Below are 23,755 nucleotides of genomic sequence, written 5' to 3'. Positions count from 1 at the left end.
GCTACCTCTGCGATCGGTCGAGGGACGGTCAGAGTTCGGCTCGAGCATCCTCCGGCAGGTACTGCTGGTCGAGCACGGAGGCCCAGTCGACGGGTGCCGTGATCTGCCCGGCCGCGACCATCAGCTCCGAGAGGTTCGTCAGGCCCTCGGGGTCGACCTTCAGCGAGTAGCCCTTCGCGAGGTCGGGGCTGTTCTTGAACGCCGACTTCATGATCTCGGGCGAGACACCCACCAGTGGCGCCAGCTCTCCTGCTGCCTCGTCGGGATTGGCGACCACCCATTCGTTGAGGCGGTTGGCGACCTTGAAGAAGGTCTTGACGTTCTCCGGATTGGCTTGCGCGTACTGCGAGTTCACCGCGACCAGATCGGCGGGTAGGTCACCGAGGACCTCGCGGGAGTTGACCAGGATCTCGGCGTTGTCGGAGGCCTGCTTGTCCGCGATGAACGGCTGCATCGCCCATCCGGCGGTGATCTGATTGGCCTTCGCGGCGGTCCAGTTGTCCCCCATCGCGCCGACGGCCTGCGCCTTCACACCCTGTCCCAGTTTCCGCTCCAAGCCTTTGACCAGCAGCTCGGTCGACGATCCGGCGGAGCTGAAGCCCAGCGTGGCACCTTGGATGCTGCGTCCGGGCGGGCTGATCCACGAGAAATCGTTGACCTGGAACCAGGGCGCGATCACGGTGAGGTTCGAGTTGGGCTGCTGCGCAGCGAGAATCACCGAGGTGTTGCCGGCGATCGCCATGTCCGCGTCGCCGCTGGTGACCACGCGCAGCGTGTTTCCGCCTCCGCCACCGGAATACAGATCGACCTTGAGACCCTCCTCCTCGAACCACTTCTTGTCGATGCCCGCCTGCAGGATGGCCATGAAGGGAAGGCTGTCGACACCGGTCGCAGAGATACTGAGAGTGTCGGTCGCGCTGCCGCCTCCCGAGGGACCCTCGGATTCGTTCGCACATGCGGTGGCGCCGACGAGCAAGGCGGACACGGCGAGGATCGCACCGGTGAGCTTCGAAATCCGTGGCATCAGAAGGGCCTCCGAGAGTCGATGAATATTGGATACACTATACGAAGGCCTGTGCGACCCGACAACACTTAGCGGGATCTTTTTCTCGTCATCGCGCCCGCGAGTTCCAACCCGGCGGCAATGCCGAACATGGCGGCCGCCACGGTCCATCGCGAGGCGTCGGATCGCGAGTCGTTCCACGACTGCTGGTGCGGCACAGTACTTCTGGTCGGTGATTCGGAGCGCACAAGCGTGGCGAGCACCCCGTCGGCAGGGGTGAGCGCACGCTTCAAAGCCGGCGGAGCTCCGGGCACCGGGCTGCCGGGAGCGGGATCGGAACCGGGACGAGTCACGTCAGGCTCGCGGGGTGCCGACGATCTCGGCGAAGGCTCGGATCGTGCCCTCGCGACTCTCGCCGGACGGGACGAACGGGACGATCGACACCTGGTCCACCCCAAGGGTTTCGATCTCCTTGAGCCGCTGCGCGCATTCATCGGGTGTGCCGGCGAGAGCGAACAGGTCGACCAGTTCATCCGGCACCAGATCGGCGTGCGCGGCGTCGGGATTCATGTGCTCGTAGTAGTTGTAGTTCTCCCGTATCCGCTCGATGGCCTTCTCGAGCGCAGGGTCCACCGCCGCGGGCAATGGACGGATCGCCACCCGGGAGACGTGGGCGCGCACCAAGTCTCGCGCTTGCACGCTGTCGGCGCCGATCGCCGTCGGCGTCCAGAGCACGATGTGCAGATCGTCGAGCGACCGCCCGCTCTGTGCGGCTCCCCGCTCGATGGTGCGCAGGGCCGCCTCGATGAAATGGGGCGCGGTACCCACCAATACGATGACACCGTCGGCGATGCGGCCGGACATCTCCAGGATCTTCGGAGCGGACGCCGCGATGTAGATCGGGACGTCGATCGGGCCGGGCAGGTAGTTCAAGTGGTACTCCGCGCCGCTGGAGGGTTCGGCGACGTTCTCACCACGGAACAGAGCGCGCAGATCGACTATCGAGCGCTCCAACTCGGCGAGCTTGAGAGGTTTGAGACCCATCGTGCGCAGCGACGAGTCACCGGTGCCGATACCGAGAGCCACACGTCCCCCGGTGAACTCGGCCAGGGTCGCCCACGTCGACGCGAGCAGGGAGGGATGCCGGGTCACGGCATTGGTCACCCCCGTGCCGAACACGATGCGTTCTGTGCCGACCGCCGCAGCGCCCATCACCGTCGACGATTCTCGCCAGATGTTCTGGGAGTCCCCGAACCACACGTTGTCGTAGCCGAGATCCTCACAGAGGCGGACGTAGGAACACATGACTCCCGTCGGTTCGGTCGGGAACAGTCCCACGCCCTTGCTCAACATCTGGGGGCCTCCTCGGCTCGCTTGTTGGATATCGTATCCAATCGTAGGGTGATGTCCGCCGGTTCGACAACCGCTGGCCGCCGAGAAGGGACACGAGATGCAACTCGTTCATGAATTCGAGGTTCAGGCACCGTTGCAGACCGCTTGGTCGGTGCTGACCGACATTCCCACAGTCATCGGCTGCGTTCCGGGCGCCGGCCTCGACCGTGCCGACGGCGACGACTATCACGCCCACGTCGCCGTGAAGGTGGGACCGGTCGGCGTGACGTTGGCGGGTACGGCACGTCTGATGAGTCGCGATGACATCGGCAAAGAGATGCTCGTCGTCGGGAGCGCGCGAGACCGCAAAGGCAACGGTTCCACCGAGGCCGCCGTACGCATCACCGCACGCGAGGAGGCCGACCGCTGCGTGGTCACGGTGACCACCGATGTCGAACTGAGCGGGCGTATCGCCCAATTCGGCACAGGGGTCATCGAGCAGGTGAGCAATCGGATCATCGGGCAGTTCGTCGGCCGTCTCGACGCCGTCATCGCCGGCGACGGGGCCCCGACGGACACCGCACGCGAGACCGCAGAATCCGTGCGGGTCCGTGAGAGTGCCACTGAGTGGGCCGTCGTGGCGCTGACCGCAGCGGCGGGCGTCGCACTCGGCCTGGCAGTGGGGCGATGGGCCGATCGTGTCAGCCTGTCGCCGCGACGCTGACGACGAGTTCCAGTTCGACGCACGCTCCGCCGGGGAGCGATGCGACACCGATGGCGGTGCGCGCGTGTGCGCCCCAGTGCTCGCCGAACGCGTCGAGAAGTACGCGCGACGCACCGTCGATGACCGCCGGGTGGGCCTCGAATTCGCTTACGGCTCTGACATACCCGCGCAGATGGACCACTGCGGCCACCGCGTCGAGCCCGACCGCGGCATCGACCGCGCCGAGAAGATTCATCGCGGCCGTTGCGGCCTGGTCGCGGGCCTGTTCGACGGTGACATCAGCGCCGACGATGCCGCGCAGAGCCGGGGCTGCGCCACGGCGGGCGGTCGCACCCGAGATCCACAGCTGGTCGCCCCAGCGGCGACTCGGCGAATACGAACCCTTGGGCGGCGGCGCCGGCGGGACGGACAGGCCCAACTCGCGAAGGCGTTCGGCGACGGTCATGCCGATTCTTCGGACTCCACGGCGAACATCCGGTGGATCGGTTCGATGGCATGCGCTCGGTGTTGGTGATTGAGCGCCACCATGCGATCCACATCGCGATCGGCCATGGCCTCGATCATCGCGAGGTGTTCATGGCACACCGTCGGCATGTCCAGCAGCGGCGAGTACAACGGCCGGTAGGCGTCGGCCGTGTTCCACAGCTGAGTGACGATGCGCTTGGTGCGTCCCATCCGGCTCTGATGGAACGTCAAGAAGTGGAACTGCCGGTTGTACATCCCGACGGCGATCAGATCGCCCGCGGTCGCAGCGTCATCCATCGCGGCGTTGCACCTGCGCATCTCGTCGACGATCTCGTCGGTGATGCTGGGCACGGCGTCACGAATGAGCGCCTCCTCCAAGATGGCCCGCAACGTGAAGACCTCGAGCAGATCGTCGAGCCCCAGCTTCGCCACGCGGTATCCGCTGTGCGGAACGTAGGTGATGTACTCCTCCGCCTCGAGTGTCTTCAGCGCCTCTCGAATCGGAATGCGCGACATACCGAACTGCTCAGCCAGAGCCTCTTGGACGATCCAGCTGCCGGGGGCGAGCTTGCCGGTGGTGATGTCGTGGCGCAGCGCCTCGGCGACTGCCTGCTGGGCGGTCTTGGGCCGGACGAAGTCGGGACGCTGACGGTCGGCAGCGTCTTTCGGGTCGCCCTTGGGGGCACCCCGTCCCACACCCTTGGAGCGGGTGGGATTGGCAGCAGCGCGCGGCGGCATCGGCATCTCGCTTTCGACGATATTGGATACACTATGCGATCCCCTGCGTCGAGCGTCAACCATGCTGGTGCGCATCGCGTTCTACGGGCAATCCCTCAACGCAACCGCAGCACCGGGGTGCGTCAGTCGAGGTGCTGGCTGACTTCCTTCTCGGCCACGCCGGCGCCGAGAGCGGCGACCCAGCCGGTGATCTGCCGCGCGAGGTTGCGTTCGGTCAGTCCGACCTGGGCGAGCACCTCGCCGCGGGAGGCGTGCGCGAAGAACTCCTGCGGCAGCGCGGCATCGCGGCACGGCACGTCGATCTCCGCGCGGCGCAACGCCGTCGAGACCGCCGACCCCACGCCGCCGTGCACCCCGTTGTCCTCGAGCGTGACCACGAGCTTGTGCTGCGCGGCAAGCGCGGCGAGCACCTCAGGCACCGGCAGCACCCACCGGGGATCGACGACGGTGACGCCGATGCCCTGATTGCGCAGCCGCTCGGCCACCGCCAACGCCATCGTCGCGAACGGTCCGACGGCGATCACCAGGACGTCATCGGAAAGGCCGTCGGCGGGAACCGCCAGGATGTCCACCCCGTCGCGCCGTTCGAGTGCCGTGATGTCTTGTCCCACATCGCCTTTCGGGAACCGAATGGCGGTGGGGCCGTCGTTGACGTCGAGGGCCTCGGCCAGCTCTTCCCGCAGCCGGGCGCCGTCGCGGGGCGCCGCCACCCGCATGCCGGGGACGACGCCGAGGATCGACAGGTCCCACATGCCGTTGTGGCTGGCCCCGTCGGGACCGGTGACTCCGGCGCGGTCCAACACGATGGTCACCGGCAGCTTGTGCAGCGCGACGTCCATCATCACCTGGTCGAATGCCCGGTTCAGGAACGTGGAGTACACCGCGACAACAGGATGCATGCCGCCCATCGCCAACCCCGCAGCCGAGGTGATCGCGTGCTGCTCGGCGATGCCGACGTCGAAGAACCGGTCGGGATAGCGCAGCCGGAACGCGCTGAGCCCGGTCGGGCCCGGCATCGCGGCGGTGATCGCGACGACGTCGCGCCGCTTGGCGGCCAGCGAGATCAGCGACTCGGAGAACGCCGACGTCCACCCGGGGCCGGGGATCGTGGTCGCCAAGCCGGTCTCGGGGTCGATCACGCCGCATGCGTGCATCTGGTCGTCTTCGTCGTTCTCCGCGGGCGCATACCCCATGCCCTTGCGGGTGACGACGTGCACGACCACCGGCGCGTTGAACGCACGGGCATGCCGCAGCGCGCTTTCCACGGCGTGTTCGTCGTGACCGTCGATGGGGCCGACGTACTTGAGTCCCAAGTCGGTGAACATGACCTGCGGGGACAGCGCGTCCTTGATGCCGGCCTTGATGCTGTGCATGCACTGGTAGCAGAACTCGCCGATCATCGGCACGCCCCGCACGGCCTTGCGGCCCTCTTCGAGCACGCGCTCGTACCCGGGCTGCAGGCGCAGACGTGCCAGATGCTCGGCGAAGCCACCGATGGTCGGGGCGTAACTGCGGCCGTTGTCGTTGACGACGATCACGACCGGGCGCTTGGAGGCCGCGATGTTGTTCATCGCCTCCCAGCACATGCCGCCGGTCAGGGCGCCGTCACCGACGACGGCGACGACGTGGCGGTTGCGGTGCCCGCTGAGCTCGAAGGCCTTGGCCAGGCCGTCGGCGTAGGACAGCGCCGAGCTGGCGTGGCTGGACTCGACCCAGTCGTGCACGCTCTCCTCGCGCGACGGATAGCCCGACAGGCCGTCCTTCTTGCGCAGCGTCTCGAAGTCCTGGCTGCGGCCCGTGAGCATCTTGTGCACGTAGGCCTGATGCCCGGTGTCGAACAGGATCGGGTCGTGCGGCGAGTCGAAGACGCGATGCAGCGCCAATGTCAGCTCGACGACACCGAGGTTGGGTCCCAGGTGACCGCCGGTTGCCGCGACCTTGTGGATCAGGAAGTGGCGGATTTCCCCGGCCAACGCATCCACCTGTGCCTGCGACAGGTGCTGCAGATCAGCGGGACCGCGGATCTGTTCAAGCATTCGGCCAGTCTACGCACCGGTAACCGGATCAGTCGTCTCGAGAGGGCTGCGTCTCGTAGATGTCGGGAACGCCGTCGGCGTCGCGGTCGACCGTCTCCGCGAGATGAATCCGCCGGTAGGCGGCGTTGCGGCTGAGCAGGACCACTGCGGCGAACACGCCGGCGACGACCGAGCCGCACAGCACCCCGATCTTCACGTCGGCACTGGTCATCGATCCGTAATCGAACGCCAGCTCACCGATGAGCAGCGAGACGGTGAAGCCGATACCGGCCAGCAGTGACACACCGAGCACGTCGCGCCACTCGAGGTCGTCGTCCAGACTCGCGTGGGTGAACCTGGCCAGCAAATAGGCCGTCAGCCACACGCCGAGGGGCTTGCCGATCACCAGACCGGCCATCACGCCGAGAGTCACCGGATGCAGCAGTGAATCGCCCAGTCCCGACCAGCCGCCGACGGTGACTCCTGCGGCGAAGAACGCGAAAACCGGCACGGCCACACCGGCCGAGACCGGGCGCAGGACGTGTTCGAAGTGGTCGGCCGACGCGTGCCGGCCCAGCACGGGTACGGCGAACCCGAGCACGACCCCGGCGACCGTGGCGTGCACGCCGCTGGCGTGCACCAGCGCCCACGTGAGCATCGCAAGCGGCACCAAGAGCCACCAGTGCCGCCATCCGCGCTGCACTGCCAGCACGAATAGACCTGCCGGGAGCACCGCCAGACCAAGGGGCCCCAGGGCGAGATGGTCGGTGTAGAACACCGCGATCACGGTGATGGCCAGAAGATCGTCGACGACGGCGAGAGTCAGGAGGAACGTACGCAGCGCCGTCGGCAAGTGGGTCGACAGAACTGCGAGCACGGCGAGGGCGAAGGCGATGTCGGTCGCGATCGGAACCGCCCAGCCGCCGAGATTCTCGGGGCGACCGGCTGCGAGATTGACCGCGACGAAGATGCCCGCCGGTACGAGCATCCCCCCGATGGCCGCGGCGATGGGCAGAGCAGCGCGGGCCGGGTCACGGAGGTCACCGGCGACGAACTCACGCTTGAGCTCGACCCCGACCACGAAGAAGAAGATCGCGAGCAATCCATCGGCGGCCCAGCTGGCCACACTGAGCTGAAGATGCAGTGACTCCGGGCCGATCAGGTGTTCCGACAGCGCGTGATACGACGCGGACCACGGTGAATTCGCCCAGCCGAGCGCCAGTCCTGCGGCGAACAGCAGCAAGACACCACCGACGGTCTCCCGACGCAGGATCTCGGCGAATCGTTGCGCCTCGACCCATGACCCTCGACTGAGCAGCCTCCGCTTGGCGGGCGCCGTGGCGCCGGGTTCGGTCACGACGCGGCCCCCGGCCCGAAACGGCGCGCAACACCGTTGCGCGACAACGGTTTCGACAGAGGAATAAACAGAATCGGCAGAAATGCGATGGCAGACAAGGGGAAAACCTTTCACGGGTCGTCGAACACACCTGCCGACCCGTCTTCCCGGCGCACCTGCGCCCAATCTATACCGGACCGCACCGGCACACCAGCCGAGACGGGACTGCCCCCTCGTCGTATCGTTTCCGACATGCACGCCGAGGACATCGCCGAGGAATTCCCGGTCGTGAGCATGGACTCCAATGCCCTCGACGCGGCCCGCATGCTCGCCGAGCACCGATTGCCCGGCATCGTCGTCACCGATCGTCCGGGGAAGCGCTTCGCCGTGCTGCCCGCCTCCCAGGTGGTGCGGTTCATCATCCCGCGGTACGTGCAGGACGATCCGTCGCTGGCCGGGGTACTGGACGAGACGATGGCCGACAGCGCCGCCGACAAGCTCGCCAGCAAGACGGTGCGGGAGGTGCTGCCGGACCACCTGCTCGACGTCCCGGCGGCACGCGCCGATGACACCATCATCGAGGTGGCCGCCAAGATGGCGCGGTGCAGGAGCCCGCTGGTGGCGGTGATGAAGGACGGCGAGCTCACCGGTGTCATCACCGCGTCACGCCTGTTGGAAGCGGCCCTGAAACATTGACCTCCCGACACAAGGCGTCACGATGACCGTCGTGGCGATCGCGGTCTTCGTCGTCGCCTACGCACTGATCGCCAGCGACCGCATCAACAAGACGCTGGCCGCACTCGGGGGCGCGGCGATCGTCCTCGCCGTCGGCCTGCTCGGCTCCGAGGACGCGTTCTTCTCGCGGGAGACCGGGATCGACTGGGATGTCATCTTCCTGCTGTTCGGGATGATGATCATCGTCAGCGTGCTGCGGCAGACCGGCGTCTTCGAGTATGTCGCGATCTGGGCCGTCAAACGCGCAGGCGGGTCTCCCCTGCGCATCATGATCCTGCTCGTCCTGGTCACCGCCGCGGCGTCGGCGCTGCTCGACAACGTCACCACCGTTCTCCTGATCGCCCCGGTGACGCTGCTGGTGTGTGACCGGCTCGCCATCAACCCGGTGCCTTTCCTGATGGCCGAGGTCTTCGCCTCCAACATCGGCGGCGCCGCCACGCTGGTCGGCGATCCGCCCAACATCATCATCGCGAGCCGCTCGGGGCTCACGTTCAACGACTTCCTCGTGGGCATGCTGCCCATCGTCGTGGTGATCCTCGGGCTGTTCATCGCCATGCTCCCCTGGTTGTTCCGCGGCTCCTTCGAGGTGCGATCCGAGCGGGTCGCCGATGTGATGTCGCTTCAGGAACGCGAGGCGATCCAGGATCCGCGGCTGCTGGTCAAGGCCGGGGTGGTGCTCGTCCTCGTCTTCACGGCGTTCATCGCGCACCCCGTGTTGCACATCGAGCCGTCGATCGTCGCGCTGTTGGGTGCCGGCATTCTGATCGTCATCTCGCGGTTGGACAGGTCCGACTATCTGCACAGCGTGGAGTGGGAGACCCTGCTGTTCTTCGCGGGCCTCTTCGTGATGGTGGGGGCGCTGGTCAAGACCGGTGTCGTCGCCGAGCTCGCCGAGTCTGCCGTCGAGGCGACAGGCGGTGACCCGCTGACAGCGGTCATGCTTGTGCTCGGGGTGTCAGCACCGGTGTCGGGCATCATCGACAACATTCCGTACGTGGCGACCATGACGCCGATCGTCAGCGAGCTGGCCGCCGAACTGTCCGACCCCACCCACTCCGAGGCGCTGTGGTGGGCGCTGGCACTCGGCGCCGACCTCGGCGGCAACATGACGGCGGTCGGAGCGAGCGCCAACGTGGTGATGCTGGGCATCGCGCGGCGCGCCGACCGCCCGATCTCGTTCTGGGAGTTCACCCGCAAAGGCATCGCGGTGACGGTGATGTCGGTCGCCGTGTCCGCCGTCTACCTCTGGGTGCGCTACTTCGTCATCGGGTGAGCACCGCCACGCATTCCACGTGGTGGGTCAACGGGAACGAGTCGAACACCCGAAGATCCTCGACTTGATACCCGTTCTCGCGGTACAAGCCGATGTCGCGCGCGAAAGACGCTGCCTCGCAACCGATGTGCACGACCCGTGGCACCTCGGCGGCCGACAGGGCGGCGATCACGTCGCGGCCCGCCCCGGTGCGCGGCGGGTCGAGCACAGCGACGTCGGCGCGGGTCGTCTGCGCGGCCAGCGCGCGGCGCACCGAATCGGTGACGACGTCGACTGAGCTGAGGTCTTTCAGAGCAGCCCGGGCAGCGCGGGCGGCCCCGCGCGAGGTGTCGACGGTGAGCACCCGTCCGGTGTCTCCCATGGCGGCCGCCAACGCCGCGGCGAACACACCCGCTCCCCCGTAGAGATCCCACGCGGTCATACCCGGCGAGAGCTGCGCCCACTGCGACACCAGGGAGCTGTAGAGCGCGGGGGCGTCCCGATGCGCCTGCCAGAACGCCGTCACCGGCACCCGCCACGTGCGCCCGGAGACCCGCTGCACGCCCTCGTAGTCACCTTCACGCACCTCGGTCTTCCGGCCCCTGGCCGACACCACGACGTGGCGGCGCCCGTCGTCGTCGACGGCCACGTGAACCGCGGCGTCCGGCGGCCACCGCTGCTCCGCCACGCCGGACAGCAGACCCTCGGGCACCTGGGCACAGTCGAGTCGGTGCACCAGATCGGCGCTGTGGTAGCGGTGGAAGCCGGCGCGTCCGTCGGTCGACACGTCGAGACGCACCCGCGTGCGCCAACCGGTGTGGCCGGCCTCACCGACCGCTTCCGCCGTTGCCTCGTCCTCGGCCCGCCAATGGTGATTGCCCAGCCGCGCAAGCTGATTGGCGACCACGGCACCCTTGAGCCGACGCGCCGCCGCGGGCTCGGCGAACGCCAGATCACAGCATCCCGATCCGCCCACACCGGCGATCGGGCACCAGGACTCCACGCGATCCGGCGACGGCTCGATCACTTCGACCGCTTCGGCGTTCCAGTACTTCTCCCGCGTCGAACCGGCACCGACGACGCGGGCCCGTACGGTCTCCCCGGGCAGGGCGTAGCGCACGAACACCACGCGGCCGTCGTGCCGGGCGACGACGCTGCCGCCGTTGGCCGGGCGGCCCGTGGTCAGGACCAGTTCCTCCGGCACCGCACCGGTCAATCGAGGAACCCCTTGCGCGCGTCGCCCGGCGCCGACTGCGGCGCCAATTTCTTCAGCCGCTCCGAGGACGACAGCTGCCACGGCACCGACGTCACCATGACATTGGGCTCGAACAGCAGTCTGCCCTTGAGCCGCAAAGCACTCTGGTTGTGCAGCACCTGCTCCCACCAGTGCCCGACCACGTACTCGGGGATGAACACCGTCACCACCGTGCGGGGCGATTCGCGGCTGACCCGCTTGACGTACTCGAGCACGGGGCGGGTGATCTCGCGATACGGCGAGGCGATGACCTTGAGCGGCACGCTGATGTCGCTGGACTCCCACTTGTGCACCAGCTCGCGGGTCTCCGCGTCGTCGACGCTGACCGTGATCGCCTCCAGAACGTCGGGGCGGGTGGCGCGGGCATAGGCCAGCGCGCGCAGGGTGGGCAGATGCACGTTGGACACCAGCACGACGGCGTGGTTGCGGCTGGGCAACACGATGTCTTCCATCTCGGCCGCGCGAGCCTCGAGTTCGCGGCTCACCGACGCGTAGTGGCGGTGGATGAGCTTCATGATGAAGAACAGCGCACCCATCGCGAGGATCGCGATCCACGCACCCACCAGGAACTTGGTGAGCACGACGATGATCAGCACCGTTCCGGTGCACAGGAAACCGATGGTGTTGATGACCCGCGACCGCATCATCCGCGCCCGCGCCGCATTGTCGGTCTCGGTACGCAGCAGCCGGGTCCAGTGCCGCACCATGCCGATCTGGCTCAGGGTGAACGACACGAACACCCCGACGATGTAGAGCTGGATCAGCGCGGTCACCTGTGCCTGGAACGCGACGATGAACGCGATGGCGCCGAAGGCCAGGAACAGGATGCCGTTGGAGAACGCCAGCCGGTCACCGCGGGTGTGCAGCTGCCGGGGCAGGAAGCGGTCCTGCGCCAAGATGGAGCCCAGCACCGGGAAGCCGTTGAACGCGGTGTTCGCGGCGAGCACCAGGATGAGCGCGGTCACCCCCGCGATGAGGTAGAGCCCGACCGGGAAATCGTGGAACACCGCCGCGGCCAGTTGGGCGATCAGCGTCTTCTGCTGGTAGTCCGGCGGAGCTCCGCCCAGTTGCTCCAGCGGTCTCTCGGCGATCTGCGCGCCCGTGGCGCGCGCCAGCATGATCATGCCCATGAACAGCGTGATGGCGATGCCGCCGAGCAGCAGAAGCGTCGTCGCCGCATTGCGGGACTTCGGTTTCCGGAAGGCCGGCACGCCGTTGCTGATCGCCTCGACACCGGTCAGCGCCGCGCTGCCGGACGAGAACGCACGGGCGATCAGGAACACCAGCGCGAAGCCCAGGACGTCGCCGTGCTCGGAATGCATCTCGAAACCCGCCGACTCGGCGCGCAACTCGTGACCCAGCACGTAGATCTGGAAGAAGCCCCAGCCCAGCATCACGAACATGCCGACCATGAACGCGTAGGTGGGTATCGCGAACGCGGTGCCCGACTCGCGGATGCCGCGCAGGTTCAGAGACGCCAGCACCAGGATCGCGGCGACCGCGAACCACACCTTGTGGTGATCGACGAACGGTATCGCCGACCCGATGTTCGACATCGCCGACGACATCGACACGGCCACGGTCAGCACGTAGTCGACCAGCAGCGCACTGGCGACGGTCAGCCCCGCCGTCGGGCCGAGGTTGGTGGTCACCACCTCGTAGTCGCCGCCGCCGGACGGGTAGGCGTGCACGTTCTGGCGATAACTCGCGATCACGATCAGCATGACCGCGGCGACCACCAGCCCGATCCAGGGTGCCATCGAATACGCCGACAGCCCGGCGACCGACAGCACGAGGAAGATCTCTTCCGGGGCGTAGGCCACCGAGGACAGCGCGTCAGAGGCGAAGACCGGGAGCGCGATCCGTTTCGGCAGCAAGGTATGCGCGAGCTTGTCGCTGCGGAACGGCCGGCCCAGTACCAGCCGTCGGGCGGCCGTCGAAAGCTTGGACACGAGTCCCAAGACTAAAGCCCGTCGGTCGTGGGGCGTCCCAAAGCGGTAGCGTTCCTCAGTGCCCGGGTGGTGACAGCTCTGCCAGACGCCACGTTCGGCCCCGCCGGAAAGGACTCGCAGTGCGTGTAGTGGTGATGGGATGCGGCCGCGTCGGCGCGTCGCTGGCCGACAGTCTGGCCAGGATCGGTCACGACGTCTCCGTCATCGACCGTGATGGCACGGCCTTTCACCGCCTGTCCCCCTCGTTCCCGGGCCAACGCGTGCTCGGCATGGGTTTCGACCGCGACGTGCTGATCCGGGCGGGCATCGAGAACGCGGCGGCGTTCGCGGCGGTGTCCTCGGGTGACAATTCCAACATCATCTCCGCGCGTGTCGCCCGCGAGACGTTCGGCGTTCAGCGGGTGGTGGCGCGCATCTACGACGCCAAGCGCGCCGCGGTCTACGAGCGCCTGGGGATTCCGACGGTCGCGACGGTGCCGTGGACCACCGACCGCCTGCTCAACGTGCTGACCCGCGAGACCGAGACCACGAAATGGCGCGATCCCAGCGGCAACGTCGGCGTCACCGAACTGGCGCTGCACGAGGGCTGGGCGGGGCGTCGTCTCACGGACCTGGAAGCAGCGACGTCGGGCCGAGCCGCGTTCATCATCCGCTTCGGCGCGGGCCTGCTGCCCGATCCCAAGACCGTGATCCAGGCGGGCGACCAGGTGTACCTCGCCGCGATCTCCGGTCACGTCGCCGAAGCGTTGGCGATCGCGGCGCTGCCGCCGAGCGAGGAGGCAGACCAATGAAGACCGCCGGCGACGATCATGAGGAGCGGCGCAGATGAAGACCGCCGGCGACGATTCTGAGGAGCGGCGCAGATGAAAGTAGCGATTGCCGGGGCGGGTGCGGTCGGGCGGTCGATCGCCCGGGAGTTGGTGGAAGCTCACGACGTCACGCTGCTCGAGCGCGATTCCGACCACATCGACGTGGAGGCCATTCCGGCGGCGCACTGGCGCCTCGGCGACGCGTGCGAGCTGAGCCTGCTGGAGTCGGTGAAGCTCGAGGAGTTCGACGTCGTGATCGCGGCGACGGGCGACGACAAGGCCAACGTGGTGTTGAGCCTGTTGTCGAAGACCGAGTTCGCGGTGCCCCGGGTGGTCGCCCGGGTCAACGATCCGCGCAACGAGTGGCTGTTCGACGAGTCCTGGGGTGTCGACGTGGCGGTGTCGACGCCGCGCATGCTGGCCTCGCTGGTGGAGGAGGCCGTCTCGGTCGGTGATCTGGTGCGGCTGATGGAGTTCCGCAAGGGCCAGGCCAATCTGGTGGAGATCACGCTGCCCGACGACACGCCGTGGGGCGGCAAGCCGGTCAAGCGCCTCGAGTTGCCGCGCGACGCCACGCTGGTGACGATCCTGCGCGGGCCGCGGGTGATCGTGCCCGAACGCGACGAGCCCCTCGAAGGCGGCGACGAGCTGCTGTTCGTGGCTGTGGCCGAGGTCGAGGACCAACTGCGCGAGCTGCTGCTGCGCCCTGCGCAGCGCTGAGCGCGATCAGCGCGGCTCGGCCACCGTGTCGTCGCTGTCGTCGCTGTCGGCACCGGCCTGCGCCCGCACTTCCCGTCGGGCTGCGCGGATGGCGCCGTAGGTGATCAGCGCGGCCACCGCGGTCAGCGGCCAGCCCATCGCGATGCGGGCCACGCCCAGCCATCCGGTCTGGTCCTCTTCGTAGAGGTGCTGCTGCACCAGGAACCGCGAGGCGAACACCGCGACCCAGACGAGCGTGGCGATGTCGAAGGCGTACACGGCGCGCCGCACGTCACGCCAGCCGCGATCCTGGGCCTGCACCCAGCCCCAGATGTACCCGACGACGGGCCGGCGGATCAGCACGGACACCGCGAACACCACCGCCCAGAGCAGCGATGTCCAGATGCCCAGCAGGAAATAGCCTTTGGAGGCGCCGACGATGTAGGCGATCAGCGCGCTGATGCCGACGCCGAAGAAGCCGGAGATCGCGGGCTGTACGGATTCGCGGCGGAGCAACCGCCAGATGAGTATCAGTGTCGCGACGCCGAGCGCCGCCCCGATCGCGGGCAGCAGACCGAACGCGGTGGACACCGGAACGAAGACCAGGACCGGCAGCGAGGAGTAGATCAGGCCGCTGATGCCGCCCATCTGTTCCAGCACGGCAGCGCCGCGTGCCGGTGTGGTCGCTGGTGTGGCCTCGCTGCCCGGTTCGTCGCCGGGTGCGCTCACTTCTGGATCTCGTAGAGGGGGTTGTAGATCGCCTTGGCGCCGTTGTCGAGCTTGCCGACGCGCCCGTGCACCTTCAGGGTGCGGCCCTGCTCGATACCGGGGATGCGGCGCTGGCCCAGCCAGACGAGCACCACCGAATCGGTTCCGTCGAACAGTTCGGCCTTCACCCCGCCCGCGCATGCCTTGCCGTTGCACTCGACGCTGCGCAGCGTCCCGATCATGGTCACCTCTTGACCGCGCTGGCAGTCGATCGCCTTCTGCGCTCCGGTGCTCTCCACGTCGTCGCTGAGTTCCTCGACGTCGAGCTGCTCGGGGTCTTCGGTCAACCGACGGGTGAGCCGTCGCAGGTAACCCTCGGCCGTGGCCATGGCTTCTCCTGACCTCATAACACGTCTTGCTGTGCGTACTCCAACCGAACGCCACGGTAGACCTGTTGGTTCCCAGATGCGAACGACGCGGCGGGTCGTGCGGAAAGCTGGTTCCACGACCAGGCACGATCGAAACATGACGGTCGATCTGCGCGGTGTCACGACCGTGCTGCTACCCGGCACCGGCTCCGACGACGACTTCGTCGACCGGGCGTTTTCCCCGGCATTACACCAGGTCGGGGCGGTGGTGGTGACCCCGGCCCCGCAGCCGCACCGGCTCATCGACGGATATCTTCGCGCCCTCGATGACGCCGCCCGCGCGGCGGGTGGGCCGATCGCGGTGGGCGGGGTGTCGATCGGCGCCGCCGTCGCAGCGGCGTGGGCACTGTCACATCCGCAGAGCGTGGTCGCAGTGCTGGCCGCACTGCCGGCGTGGACGGGTGAGCCGGACACGGCGCCCGCCGCCCAGGCCGCCCGGGCGTCGGCCGCACTGCTGCGGCGCGACGGCCTCGCGGCGACGACCATGACGATGCAGCAGTCGAGCCCGGCGTGGCTGGCGCAGGAGCTGACCCGGTCGTGGGCCGGCCAGTGGCCGGCCCTGCCGGACGCGATGGACATCGCCTCCCGCTACGTCGCGCCAACCGTCGGCGAGTTCGAGGGGCTCGCCGCGCCTATGGGGGTGGTGTCGGCCACCGACGACGCGGTCCATCCGCTCGAGGTCGGACTCGAATGGGTCGCGGCCGCGCCACGGGCAGCACTGCGCACGGTGACGTTGGCCGACATCGGCCCCGACCCGTCGGTGCTGGGTACGGCGTGTGTGGCTGCGCTGGCGGCGGCGCAGCGCTAGTCAACCGCCGGTGATGGTGCGCAGCTGTTGCATCGCCGATCCCTGGGCGGCACGCCGCGCCGCCGGGTCGGCGGGCGGCTGCGGCGGTTCGGGCTGCTGCTCCTGAGGTGGCGCCGGCGCTTGTTGCTGCTGCGCGGCGGCTGCCTGCTCGGTGGCGGCGCGCAATTGCTCGGCCATCTGCTCGGGCAGAGCCACCGGCAGCGGCGTCCGCACCGGCAACGGCGTGTCACCGCGGCGGACCACCGTGTCGGCGAGTGCCTCGCGCGCCTGTTCGGCCAACGCGCGGATGCTCTCCTCCGGGCCGTTGACCACGCAGCGGATCATCCAGCGGTAGCCGTCGACGCCGATGAAGCGGACGACGGCGGGACCGCCCGAGCCGACCACTTCGCGGCCCCACGGGCCGTCCTCGATGCTCACCTTGGGCACGTCCTTGCGCAGCGACTCGGCCAGCTCGGAGGCCACTTCGCGCCACAGGCCGGTCGATTTCGGCGCGGCGTAGGCGGCGATGGTGAAGCGGCCGTGCGGCGTCACCACCCAGACCGCGCTGGGCACCCCGGCCTCGTTGATCTCGACCTGCACCTGACCCGCCTCGGGCATCGGGACCAGCACCGAGCCAAGGTCCAGCCGTGCGATGGTCGCCTGTTCCGGGTCGTCGAAATCGTCGATGTCGAACGGGCCTTCGAGTTCCTCGTCGGCTTCCACTGCTACCACCTCAGGGTCTGTCGGTTCGTCTCTGGAGGCCATCGTCACAGACTGGCATGCCCGCCGGAAGATCCGTGCCCACCCGAGCCGCGGGTCGTGTCGGCCAGCCCCGCTTCGTCGAAGGAGGTGACTTCCACCAGCTCCGGCAACTCCACCCGCTGGACCAGCAGCTGGGCGATGCGATCACCCCGGTGCACGACGATAGGCGTCTGCGGGTCCAGGTTGATCAACGACACCTTGATCTCACCGCGATACCCGGCGTCGATCGTTCCCGGGCTGTTGACGATCGAAAGGCCAACGCGCGCAGCCAGTCCCGATCGCGGGTGGATCAAGCCGACCATGCCGTGCGGAATCGCGACGGCGATGCCGGTGCCGACCAGCGCTCGCTGACCGGGCCCCAGTTCGACGTCGGCCGCACTGAACAGGTCCACCCCAGCGTCTCCGTCATGGGCCCGTGCGGGCATCGGGAGTTCCGGATCGAGGCGAACGACCGGCAGGGAGGTGGGCACGGCGTCAGAGATTACTCTTGGCCGCGTGTCCGACACGCACACCACCGCCCGCAGCGTTCGCTACCGCGAACGGCTCTGGGTGCCGTGGTGGTGGTGGCTGCCGGGACTGGGATTGGCCGCACTGATCGGCCTCGAGATCAACCAGGGCGTTCCGGCGCTGCCGGTGTGGTTGCCGTATGCGCTGCTGCTCCCTGTCGCCGCCGTTGCCCTGCTGTGGCTGGGCCGGGTGGAGGTGTCGGTGGTCGACCCGGGCACGGGAACCGCCGAGCTGTGGGTGGGACGCGCCCACCTTCCCGCCACGGTGATCACCCGCTCGGCGACCGTGCCCAAATCAGCGAAGTCGGCGGCGCTCGGCCGACAGCTGGACCCGGCCGCCTACGTCGTCCACCGCGCATGGGTGGGACCGCTGGTGCTGCTCGTGCTGGAGGACCCGGAAGACCCGACGCCGTACTGGCTGATCAGTGCCCGGCGTCCCGATCGGGTGCTCGCCGCGCTGAACTCCTGAGGCTCTAGGCCGCGCAGTCCGAGCAGATCATCATGCCGTTCTTCTCACTGGCCAGGCGGCTGCGGTGATGCACCAGGAAGCAGCTCGAACACGTGAATTCGTCGGCTTGTTTCGGTATCACCCGTACCGAGAGTTCCTCGCCGGACAGATCCGCGCCGGGCAGTTCGAACGATTCGGCGGTCTCGGATTCGTCGACGTCGACGACAGCAGACTGAGCTTCGTTGCGGCGTGCCTTCAGTTCCTCGAGGGAATCCTCGGAAACGTCATCGGTCTCTGTGCGCCGTGGGGCGTCGTAATCGGTAGCCATGGCCTGTCCCCTCCGTGAAGCTCGTTGCAGCGTTGGTTTTGTACCAGCGTCGAACGCTTCCACCAAATGATTCGTGCCCGGAATGAGCCCTGATCTAATGTGATTTGCGTCACATCAGGGAGGGTTGTGCTGTCAGTGCCGGTCGGAGGCTCGCTCGAAAGGGCTCTAGAGTCTGTGCCGTGGTCGCGCAAATCACCGAGGGCACCGCGTTCGACAAGCACGGGCGCCCGTTCCGGCGGCGGAACTTCCTGCCGGGAGCCCTGATGTTCGCCGCCCTGGCGGTGGCCGCGATGCTGGTCTGGGTGATCGCGCTGTCCCAACCGCCGGACGTGCAGGAGGTCGCGACGTGCAACCCTCCCCCGGCCCCGGCCGATCCCAACGCGCCGACCCCCACGCTCGGGGAGCAGGTGTCGCGCTCGGCGATGACCGATGTCACCCCCGCCAAGCTCGCCGACACGCGGATCAGGGTGCTCAATGCCAGCGGGCAGGGCGGCCAGGCGGCCGAAGTGGCCGGTGCGCTACGTGACCTGGGGTTCAACGAGCCCGAAGCCGCCAACGATCCCGTCTATGCCAACGGCCGTCTGCAATGCCAGGGACAGATCCGCTTCGGCCCCGCCGGCCGTGCCGCCGCGGCATCGCTCTGGTTGGTGGCGCCGTGCACCGAGTTGTTCCAGGACCAGCGCCAGGACGACACCGTCGACCTCGCGATCGGCACCGATTTCACCGAGCTGGCGCACAGTGACGACATCGACGCGGTGTTGGCCAGCCTGCTGCCCGACGCCACCGCACCGGCCGACTCGTCACTGCTGACCAAGATCCACACGCAGACCTGTTGAGCTCAGCGGTCCGCGTCGAGGTCCACCCCGCAGCGCCGTAGCGCGTCGTCGAGGTCGGCGGCCACCCCAGGTGCGGCCGCCACCATCAGGCCCGCCCCCGCGGCCTCGGGTGCCCGTACCACCGCACCCGCCTCCGCCGCGATCAACCCACCGGCTGCCCAATCCCACACGTGCACGCCGTCTTCGAAGTACGCGTCGAGCCGGCCCGCGGCCACCATGCACAGATCCAGGGCGCAGGACCCGATCCGCCGCAGATCGCGAATCTCGGGCAGCAATCGGGCCACCACAGCGCCCTGGCGCCGGCGGTCGTCGGGCTGATAGGAGAAGCCGGTGCCGACGAGCGCCATCGACAACGACGACGCCGTACTGCACTGCAGCCGGGTCGTCTGCCCGTCGCGAACCACCCAGGCCCCGTGCCCGATCGCGGCGGCGTAGACGGCTCCGTGCGCGACGTCGGCGACCGCGCCGGCGATCGACACGCCGCTGCGTTGCACACCGATCGACACCGCGAACGCCTCGATGCCGTAGACGAAGTTCACCGTGCCGTCGATCGGGTCGAGCACCCACGTGAGCCGCTCGTCCTGCCCGCTGTCGGGTCCGCCTTCTTCCTCGCCGAGGATCGGCTCCCCCGGGCGCAGTTGCGCCAGCCGCTCGCGCAGCAGGCGCTCGGTCTCGGTGTCGACGACGGTGACCGGGTCTGTCGGCGTGCTCTTGGACCGGATCGCGGCATCGGCGTCGGCCTGACTCGCTCGGTCGAACACCTCGGCGCGGCGTCGCCTGACGAAGGCGGCCGCCTCGGCGGCCAACTGCTGGGCGACTGCTGCGACGGCCAGTGGCTCGGTGTCGATCTCGCTCACATCGACCATCGCAGCACACCGACGCCCGCTGGGGCGGCCCGGGATGGCGGACTGCCGCCCCGCGCGAACGGCCAGCCGATAGGGTGGGCACGACCGGGGCCGCCCACCTGCGCAGAGGAGCCTGCATGACTGCCACCGACTCACCTGCCACCGCTTCCCAGAATGGGTCTGCGCGCCGCGGTTTCGGCATCGACGTCGGCGGTAGCGGCGTCAAGGGCGGCATCGTCGACCTCGAGACCGGCACGCTGATCGGCGACCGCTACAAGCTGCTCACCCCTCAGCCGGCCACCCCGGACGCCGTCGCCGCCACGATCGCGGACGTGGTGAAGCACTTCGGCTGGGACGGCCCGCTGGGCGTCACATACCCCGGCGTCGTGTCCGAGGGGATCGTGCGGACGGCGGCCAACGTCGACAAGTCGTGGATCGGTGCCAACGCACGCGAGGTCATCAGCGGGGCGCTGGGCGGCCAGCAGGTGACCGTGCTCAACGACGCCGACGCCGCCGGTCTCGCCGAGGAGAAATTCGGGGCCGGCCGCGGGCACAGCGGCGTCATCGTGCTGCTGACGTTCGGCACCGGTATCGGTTCGGCGGTGATTCACAACGGTGCGCTGCTGCCGAACACCGAGTTCGGGCACATCGAGGTCGAGGGCAAGGAGGCCGAGCACCGCGCCGCCAGCTCGGTCAAGGAGCGCAAGGACTGGAGCTACGAGCGCTGGACCAAGGAGGTCACCAAGGTGCTGGTGGCCATCGAGAACGCGATCTGGCCGGACTTGTTCATCGCAGGCGGCGGCATCAGCCGCAAGGCCGACAAATGGATTCCGCTGCTGGAGAACCGCACCCCGGTCGTCGCAGCAGCGTTGCAGAACAGTGCGGGCATCGTGGGCGCCGCGATGGCCTCCGAGCTCGACGTCACGGCTACTCACAAGTAACCGACGCGCCGCGGCCGTCAAATTTGCCGCTCGGGACGGTGCGCACCCACACTGTCGTTACAATGGTCGACGGCGGCCGCCTACACCGAGAGCGGCGGAGCATCCTCACTAGAGATCGTCGCCGACATTCGAGATAGCCGACACTTTTCGGCGGCGCATGCGTGCGCGCCGAAACCCGCACGATTGGAAGGGTGTACGTGGCAGCGACAAAGGCAAGCCCGGCAACCGATGAGCCGGTGAAGCACACCGCAGCCAAGACTCCCGCGAAGAAGGCGCCCGCGAAGCGAGCGGCCAAGAGCGCTCCCGCGAAGGCCGCCAAGCGCACGGCCAAGTCCGCCGACGCCCCCGCGGGACGCGGCCGCGCCAAGAAGGCGGCCGCGCCGGGAGCCGTCGACACCGAGCTGACCGGTGACGAGCTGGACACCAACGACGAGCTCGAGGCAGAGCCCGGCGAGGACATCGACGTCGAGGACGGTGATCTCGAACTCGACGACATCGAGGTCGACAGCGACGACGACAGCGACAGCGACGGCGACGACGACAGCGACGACGAGGCCGACGAGCCCGCCGCCGACGATGCGACCGAGACCCCGGCAGCGTCGGGCAAGGCCGCCGCAGCCGGCAAGAACGGCGCCGACGACGACATCGCCGAGCCCTCGGAAAAGGACAAGGCCTCGGGCGACTTCGTCTGGGACGAAGAGGAATCCGAGGCGCTGCGCCAGGCCCGCAAGGACGCCGAACTCACCGCCTCGGCCGACTCGGTCCGTGCCTATCTCAAGCAGATCGGCAAGGTCGCGCTGCTCAACGCCGAGGAAGAGGTCGAGCTGGCCAAGCGCATCGAGGCCGGCCTGTACGCCACGCAGCTCATGGCAGAATTCGCCGAGAAGGGCGAGAAGCTGCCTGCCGCCCAGCGCCGCGACATGATGTGGATCTGCCGCGACGGCGACCGCGCGAAGAACCACCTGCTCGAGGCCAACCTGCGTCTGGTGGTGTCACTGGCCAAGCGCTACACCGGTCGCGGCATGGCGTTCCTCGATCTGATCCAGGAGGGAAACCTGGGTCTGATCCGCGCGGTCGAGAAGTTCGACTACACCAAGGGTTACAAGTTCTCCACCTACGCCACCTGGTGGATCCGGCAGGCGATCACCCGTGCGATGGCCGACCAGGCGCGCACCATCCGCATCCCCGTGCACATGGTCGAGGTCATCAACAAGCTCGGCCGCATCCAGCGCGAGCTGCTGCAGGACCTGGGTCGCGAGCCCACGCCCGAGGAACTCGCCAAGGAAATGGACATCACGCCGGAGAAGGTGCTGGAGATCCAGCAGTACGCGCGAGAGCCCATTTCCCTTGATCAGACCATCGGCGACGAGGGCGACAGCCAGCTCGGCGACTTCATCGAGGACAGCGAGGCCGTCGTGGCCGTGGACGCGGTGTCGTTCACGCTGCTGCAGGACCAGCTGCAGTCCGTGCTGGAGACGCTCTCCGAGCGTGAAGCCGGGGTGGTGCGGTTGCGCTTCGGACTCACCGACGGTCAGCCGCGCACGCTGGACGAGATCGGCCAGGTGTACGGGGTCACCCGTGAGCGCATCAGGCAGATCGAGAGCAAGACCATGAGCAAGTTGCGCCACCCCAGCCGCTCGCAGGTTCTGCGCGACTACCTCGACTAGGTCGACCACCAAGCGTCGTCCAAGAATTGTTCAAGGCGGTTCGCCTAGCGTGACCGCCGTGAGACGAACTGTTCCGCCGGTGGCGGTGATCCGGGCAGTCGATCGGATGCGTGCGGCACTGGCGCAGTGGCACCGCGGCACCGCCCCCGGCAACGTGGCCCTGCTCGAGCTGGCCACCGGAGCCTGGACGACCCAGGTGCTCTACGTCGCAGCCAAGCTCGGCATCGCCGACGAGTTGGCCGGCGGTCCACGGCATTCCGCAGACGTGGCAGCCGCAGTGGGAGCCCACGCCGGTGCAGTGCATCGCCTGATGCGAGCCATGACCAGTCGCGGCGCGTTGCGTGAGCGGCGCGACGGTCGCTTTGCGCTGACCTCGGTGGGGCAGGCGCTGCGCGCGGACGTCCCGGGCTCGATGCGCGACATGGTGCTGTTCATCGGACATCCAGCCCGATGGGCGGACTGGGGCAGCTTGGATTATTCGGTGCAGACGGGTGAGCCGGCCGCGGACATGTTGCGCGGGATGCCGTTCTTCGACTACCTCGACACCGACCCGGAGTTCGCGCGGGTGTTCAACAACGCCATGACCGCCGCCAGTGGGCTGTCGAATGACGTTGCGCTGCAAGCCTATGACTTCACCGGGTGTCGACTCGCCGTCGACGTCGGCGGTGGGCACGGCGCGGTGCTGGCCACCATCTTGCAGAAGGTGCCGCAGGCGCGCGGGGTGCTGTTCGACCTGCCTGCGGTCGTCGACGGAGCCGGGCGGGTCTTCGAGGACGCCGGCGTCGCGGCCCGCGCACGCGTCGAGAGCGGTTCGTTTCTCGACGCGGTACCTGCCGGCGCCGACCTGTACGTGATGAAGAACATCATCCACGACTGGGACGACGAGCACGCAGCCACGATCCTACGCAACATCCGCACCGGCATCGACGACGGCGGCAGGCTCGTGCTGCTGGAGATGGTGCTTCCCGAACGCGCCACGTCCTTCATCGGCCACATGCTCGACCTCGAGATGCTGCTGATGGTGCACGGCCGGGAACGCACCCGGGCGGAATACTCGGAGTTGTTGCGTCGAACCGGTTTTCGGCTGACGAAGGTGGTCCCGACGGTCAGCCCGCTGTCGGTGATCGAGGCGGTGCCCGTCTAGTCCGCGCGGTTGCCCGCTCCGCCGGCGCCGCCGTCCCCGC

Annotated in this window: 25 protein-coding genes; 11 read left to right on the top strand and 14 right to left on the bottom strand. The window is 68.2% G+C overall.

What is annotated here, in order from left to right; translation table 11 throughout:
• Positions 1 to 28: 28 nt before the first annotated feature.
• Positions 29 to 1,024: an ABC transporter substrate-binding protein gene (locus MHN84_RS28670; protein WP_241207861.1), complete on the bottom strand. Its 996-nt coding sequence runs from the start codon at positions 1,022 to 1,024 to the stop codon at positions 29 to 31.
• A gap of 333 nt (positions 1,025 to 1,357) precedes the next feature.
• Positions 1,358 to 2,356, bottom strand: coding sequence for an LLM class flavin-dependent oxidoreductase (locus MHN84_RS28665; protein WP_241207860.1), 999 nt, complete (start codon positions 2,354 to 2,356; stop codon positions 1,358 to 1,360).
• A 97-nt stretch (positions 2,357 to 2,453) separates the two neighbouring features.
• Here MHN84_RS28665 and MHN84_RS28660 point away from each other — a divergent pair, with 97 nt between their 5' ends.
• Positions 2,454 to 3,059: an SRPBCC family protein gene (locus MHN84_RS28660; RefSeq protein ID WP_241207859.1), complete on the top strand. Its 606-nt coding sequence runs from the start codon at positions 2,454 to 2,456 to the stop codon at positions 3,057 to 3,059.
• On the opposite strand, the gene MHN84_RS28655 is transcribed toward MHN84_RS28660, so the two are convergent.
• From MHN84_RS28655 to nhaA, 4 genes are all read right to left on the bottom strand, one after another.
• Complete coding sequence (locus tag MHN84_RS28655) at positions 3,037 to 3,504, bottom strand: RidA family protein (RefSeq protein WP_241207858.1); 468 nt, start codon at positions 3,502 to 3,504, stop codon at positions 3,037 to 3,039. The two genes, MHN84_RS28660 and MHN84_RS28655, sit on opposite strands and share 23 nt — an antisense overlap.
• Entirely contained in the window at positions 3,501 to 4,268 is a 768-nt protein-coding gene (locus tag MHN84_RS28650) for a GntR family transcriptional regulator (protein WP_241207857.1), read from the bottom strand. Before MHN84_RS28650 ends, MHN84_RS28655 begins: the two co-directional genes overlap by 4 nt.
• Before the next feature lie 116 nt (positions 4,269 to 4,384).
• Positions 4,385 to 6,298, bottom strand: a complete 1,914-nt coding sequence (dxs, locus tag MHN84_RS28645) for a 1-deoxy-D-xylulose-5-phosphate synthase (RefSeq protein WP_241207856.1) — start codon at positions 6,296 to 6,298, stop codon at positions 4,385 to 4,387.
• A gap of 28 nt (positions 6,299 to 6,326) precedes the next feature.
• The gene (gene nhaA / locus MHN84_RS28640) at positions 6,327 to 7,634 is read right to left on the bottom strand and encodes a Na+/H+ antiporter NhaA (RefSeq protein ID WP_241207855.1); all 1,308 of its coding nucleotides are present in this window, start codon (positions 7,632 to 7,634) and stop codon (positions 6,327 to 6,329) included.
• A gap of 231 nt (positions 7,635 to 7,865) precedes the next feature.
• Between nhaA and MHN84_RS28635 the strand changes: the two genes are divergently transcribed.
• Together MHN84_RS28635 and MHN84_RS28630 are read left to right on the top strand one after the other, a co-directional pair.
• Positions 7,866 to 8,309 carry a CBS domain-containing protein gene (locus MHN84_RS28635; RefSeq protein WP_241207854.1) on the top strand — a complete coding sequence of 148 codons (444 nt, stop codon included), beginning with the start codon at positions 7,866 to 7,868 and terminating at the stop codon, positions 8,307 to 8,309.
• Between the two features lie 22 nt (positions 8,310 to 8,331).
• Positions 8,332 to 9,621 carry an ArsB/NhaD family transporter gene (locus tag MHN84_RS28630; RefSeq protein WP_241207853.1) on the top strand — a complete coding sequence of 430 codons (1,290 nt, stop codon included), beginning with the start codon at positions 8,332 to 8,334 and terminating at the stop codon, positions 9,619 to 9,621.
• Here MHN84_RS28630 and MHN84_RS28625 read toward each other — a convergent pair.
• On the bottom strand, positions 9,611 to 10,816 hold the full coding sequence (locus MHN84_RS28625) for a TRAM domain-containing protein (RefSeq protein WP_241207852.1): 1,206 nt from the start codon (positions 10,814 to 10,816) through the stop codon (positions 9,611 to 9,613). The genes MHN84_RS28630 and MHN84_RS28625 overlap by 11 nt on opposite strands.
• Entirely contained in the window at positions 10,813 to 12,807 is a 1,995-nt protein-coding gene (locus MHN84_RS28620) for an APC family permease (RefSeq protein ID WP_241207851.1), read from the bottom strand. Before MHN84_RS28620 ends, MHN84_RS28625 begins: the two co-directional genes overlap by 4 nt.
• A 119-nt stretch (positions 12,808 to 12,926) precedes the next feature.
• Here MHN84_RS28620 and MHN84_RS28615 point away from each other — a divergent pair, with 119 nt between their 5' ends.
• On the top strand, positions 12,927 to 13,598 hold the full coding sequence (locus tag MHN84_RS28615) for an NAD-binding protein (RefSeq protein ID WP_241207850.1): 672 nt from the start codon (positions 12,927 to 12,929) through the stop codon (positions 13,596 to 13,598).
• Positions 13,599 to 13,670: 72 nt separating this feature from the next.
• A complete protein-coding gene (locus tag MHN84_RS28610) occupies positions 13,671 to 14,336 on the top strand; it encodes a TrkA family potassium uptake protein (protein WP_241207849.1) in 666 nt (221 codons plus the stop codon).
• A 6-nt stretch (positions 14,337 to 14,342) separates the two neighbouring features.
• Here the strand turns inward: MHN84_RS28610 and MHN84_RS28605 are convergent, their stop codons facing one another.
• A complete protein-coding gene (locus MHN84_RS28605; RefSeq protein WP_241207848.1) occupies positions 14,343 to 15,044 on the bottom strand; it encodes a DUF3159 domain-containing protein in 702 nt (233 codons plus the stop codon).
• The gene (locus MHN84_RS28600; RefSeq protein WP_241207847.1) at positions 15,041 to 15,412 is read right to left on the bottom strand and encodes an OB-fold nucleic acid binding domain-containing protein; all 372 of its coding nucleotides are present in this window, start codon (positions 15,410 to 15,412) and stop codon (positions 15,041 to 15,043) included. The genes MHN84_RS28605 and MHN84_RS28600 overlap by 4 nt, the downstream gene beginning before the upstream one ends.
• A gap of 136 nt (positions 15,413 to 15,548) precedes the next feature.
• On the opposite strand from MHN84_RS28600, the gene MHN84_RS28595 reads away from it, so the two are divergent.
• Complete coding sequence (locus MHN84_RS28595) at positions 15,549 to 16,259, top strand: alpha/beta hydrolase (RefSeq protein WP_241207846.1); 711 nt, start codon at positions 15,549 to 15,551, stop codon at positions 16,257 to 16,259.
• On the opposite strand, the gene MHN84_RS28590 is transcribed toward MHN84_RS28595, so the two are convergent.
• Both MHN84_RS28590 and dut read right to left on the bottom strand, forming a co-directional pair.
• Positions 16,260 to 17,003 carry a DUF3710 domain-containing protein gene (locus MHN84_RS28590; RefSeq protein ID WP_241207845.1) on the bottom strand — a complete coding sequence of 248 codons (744 nt, stop codon included), beginning with the start codon at positions 17,001 to 17,003 and terminating at the stop codon, positions 16,260 to 16,262.
• Between the two features lie 2 nt (positions 17,004 to 17,005).
• Positions 17,006 to 17,470 (bottom strand): dUTP diphosphatase, encoded by a 465-nt coding sequence (dut, locus tag MHN84_RS28585; RefSeq protein ID WP_241207844.1) that lies wholly within the window; start codon positions 17,468 to 17,470, stop codon positions 17,006 to 17,008.
• A gap of 25 nt (positions 17,471 to 17,495) precedes the next feature.
• Here dut and MHN84_RS28580 point away from each other — a divergent pair, with 25 nt between their 5' ends.
• A complete protein-coding gene (locus MHN84_RS28580; protein ID WP_241207843.1) occupies positions 17,496 to 17,975 on the top strand; it encodes a DUF3093 domain-containing protein in 480 nt (159 codons plus the stop codon).
• Between the two features lie 4 nt (positions 17,976 to 17,979).
• Here the strand turns inward: MHN84_RS28580 and MHN84_RS28575 are convergent, their stop codons facing one another.
• Positions 17,980 to 18,282, bottom strand: a complete 303-nt coding sequence (locus tag MHN84_RS28575; RefSeq protein WP_043408120.1) for a DUF4193 domain-containing protein — start codon at positions 18,280 to 18,282, stop codon at positions 17,980 to 17,982.
• Between the two features lie 179 nt (positions 18,283 to 18,461).
• Here MHN84_RS28575 and cei point away from each other — a divergent pair, with 179 nt between their 5' ends.
• Complete coding sequence (gene cei / locus MHN84_RS28570) at positions 18,462 to 19,118, top strand: envelope integrity protein Cei (protein ID WP_241207842.1); 657 nt, start codon at positions 18,462 to 18,464, stop codon at positions 19,116 to 19,118.
• A gap of 2 nt (positions 19,119 to 19,120) precedes the next feature.
• Here cei and MHN84_RS28565 read toward each other — a convergent pair whose 3' ends face one another.
• The gene (locus MHN84_RS28565) at positions 19,121 to 19,984 is read right to left on the bottom strand and encodes an inositol monophosphatase family protein (protein ID WP_255731089.1); all 864 of its coding nucleotides are present in this window, start codon (positions 19,982 to 19,984) and stop codon (positions 19,121 to 19,123) included.
• A 116-nt stretch (positions 19,985 to 20,100) separates the two neighbouring features.
• Between MHN84_RS28565 and ppgK the strand changes: the two genes are divergently transcribed.
• The 3 genes from ppgK to MHN84_RS28550 all read left to right on the top strand — a co-directional run bounded on the left by ppgK (position 20,101) and on the right by MHN84_RS28550 (position 23,715).
• Positions 20,101 to 20,904: a polyphosphate--glucose phosphotransferase gene (gene ppgK / locus MHN84_RS28560; RefSeq protein ID WP_241207840.1), complete on the top strand. Its 804-nt coding sequence runs from the start codon at positions 20,101 to 20,103 to the stop codon at positions 20,902 to 20,904.
• Between the two features lie 197 nt (positions 20,905 to 21,101).
• On the top strand, positions 21,102 to 22,571 hold the full coding sequence (locus tag MHN84_RS28555; RefSeq protein WP_241207839.1) for an RNA polymerase sigma factor: 1,470 nt from the start codon (positions 21,102 to 21,104) through the stop codon (positions 22,569 to 22,571).
• A gap of 106 nt (positions 22,572 to 22,677) precedes the next feature.
• Complete coding sequence (locus MHN84_RS28550; RefSeq protein ID WP_255731091.1) at positions 22,678 to 23,715, top strand: acetylserotonin O-methyltransferase; 1,038 nt, start codon at positions 22,678 to 22,680, stop codon at positions 23,713 to 23,715.
• Positions 23,716 to 23,755: the final 40 nt, after the last annotated feature.

The organism is Mycobacterium sp. PSTR-4-N, from assembly GCF_022348085.1.
Classification (GTDB): Bacteria; Actinomycetota; Actinomycetes; order Mycobacteriales; family Mycobacteriaceae; genus Mycobacterium.
This window is presented reverse-complemented; position numbering and strand designations above follow the sequence as displayed.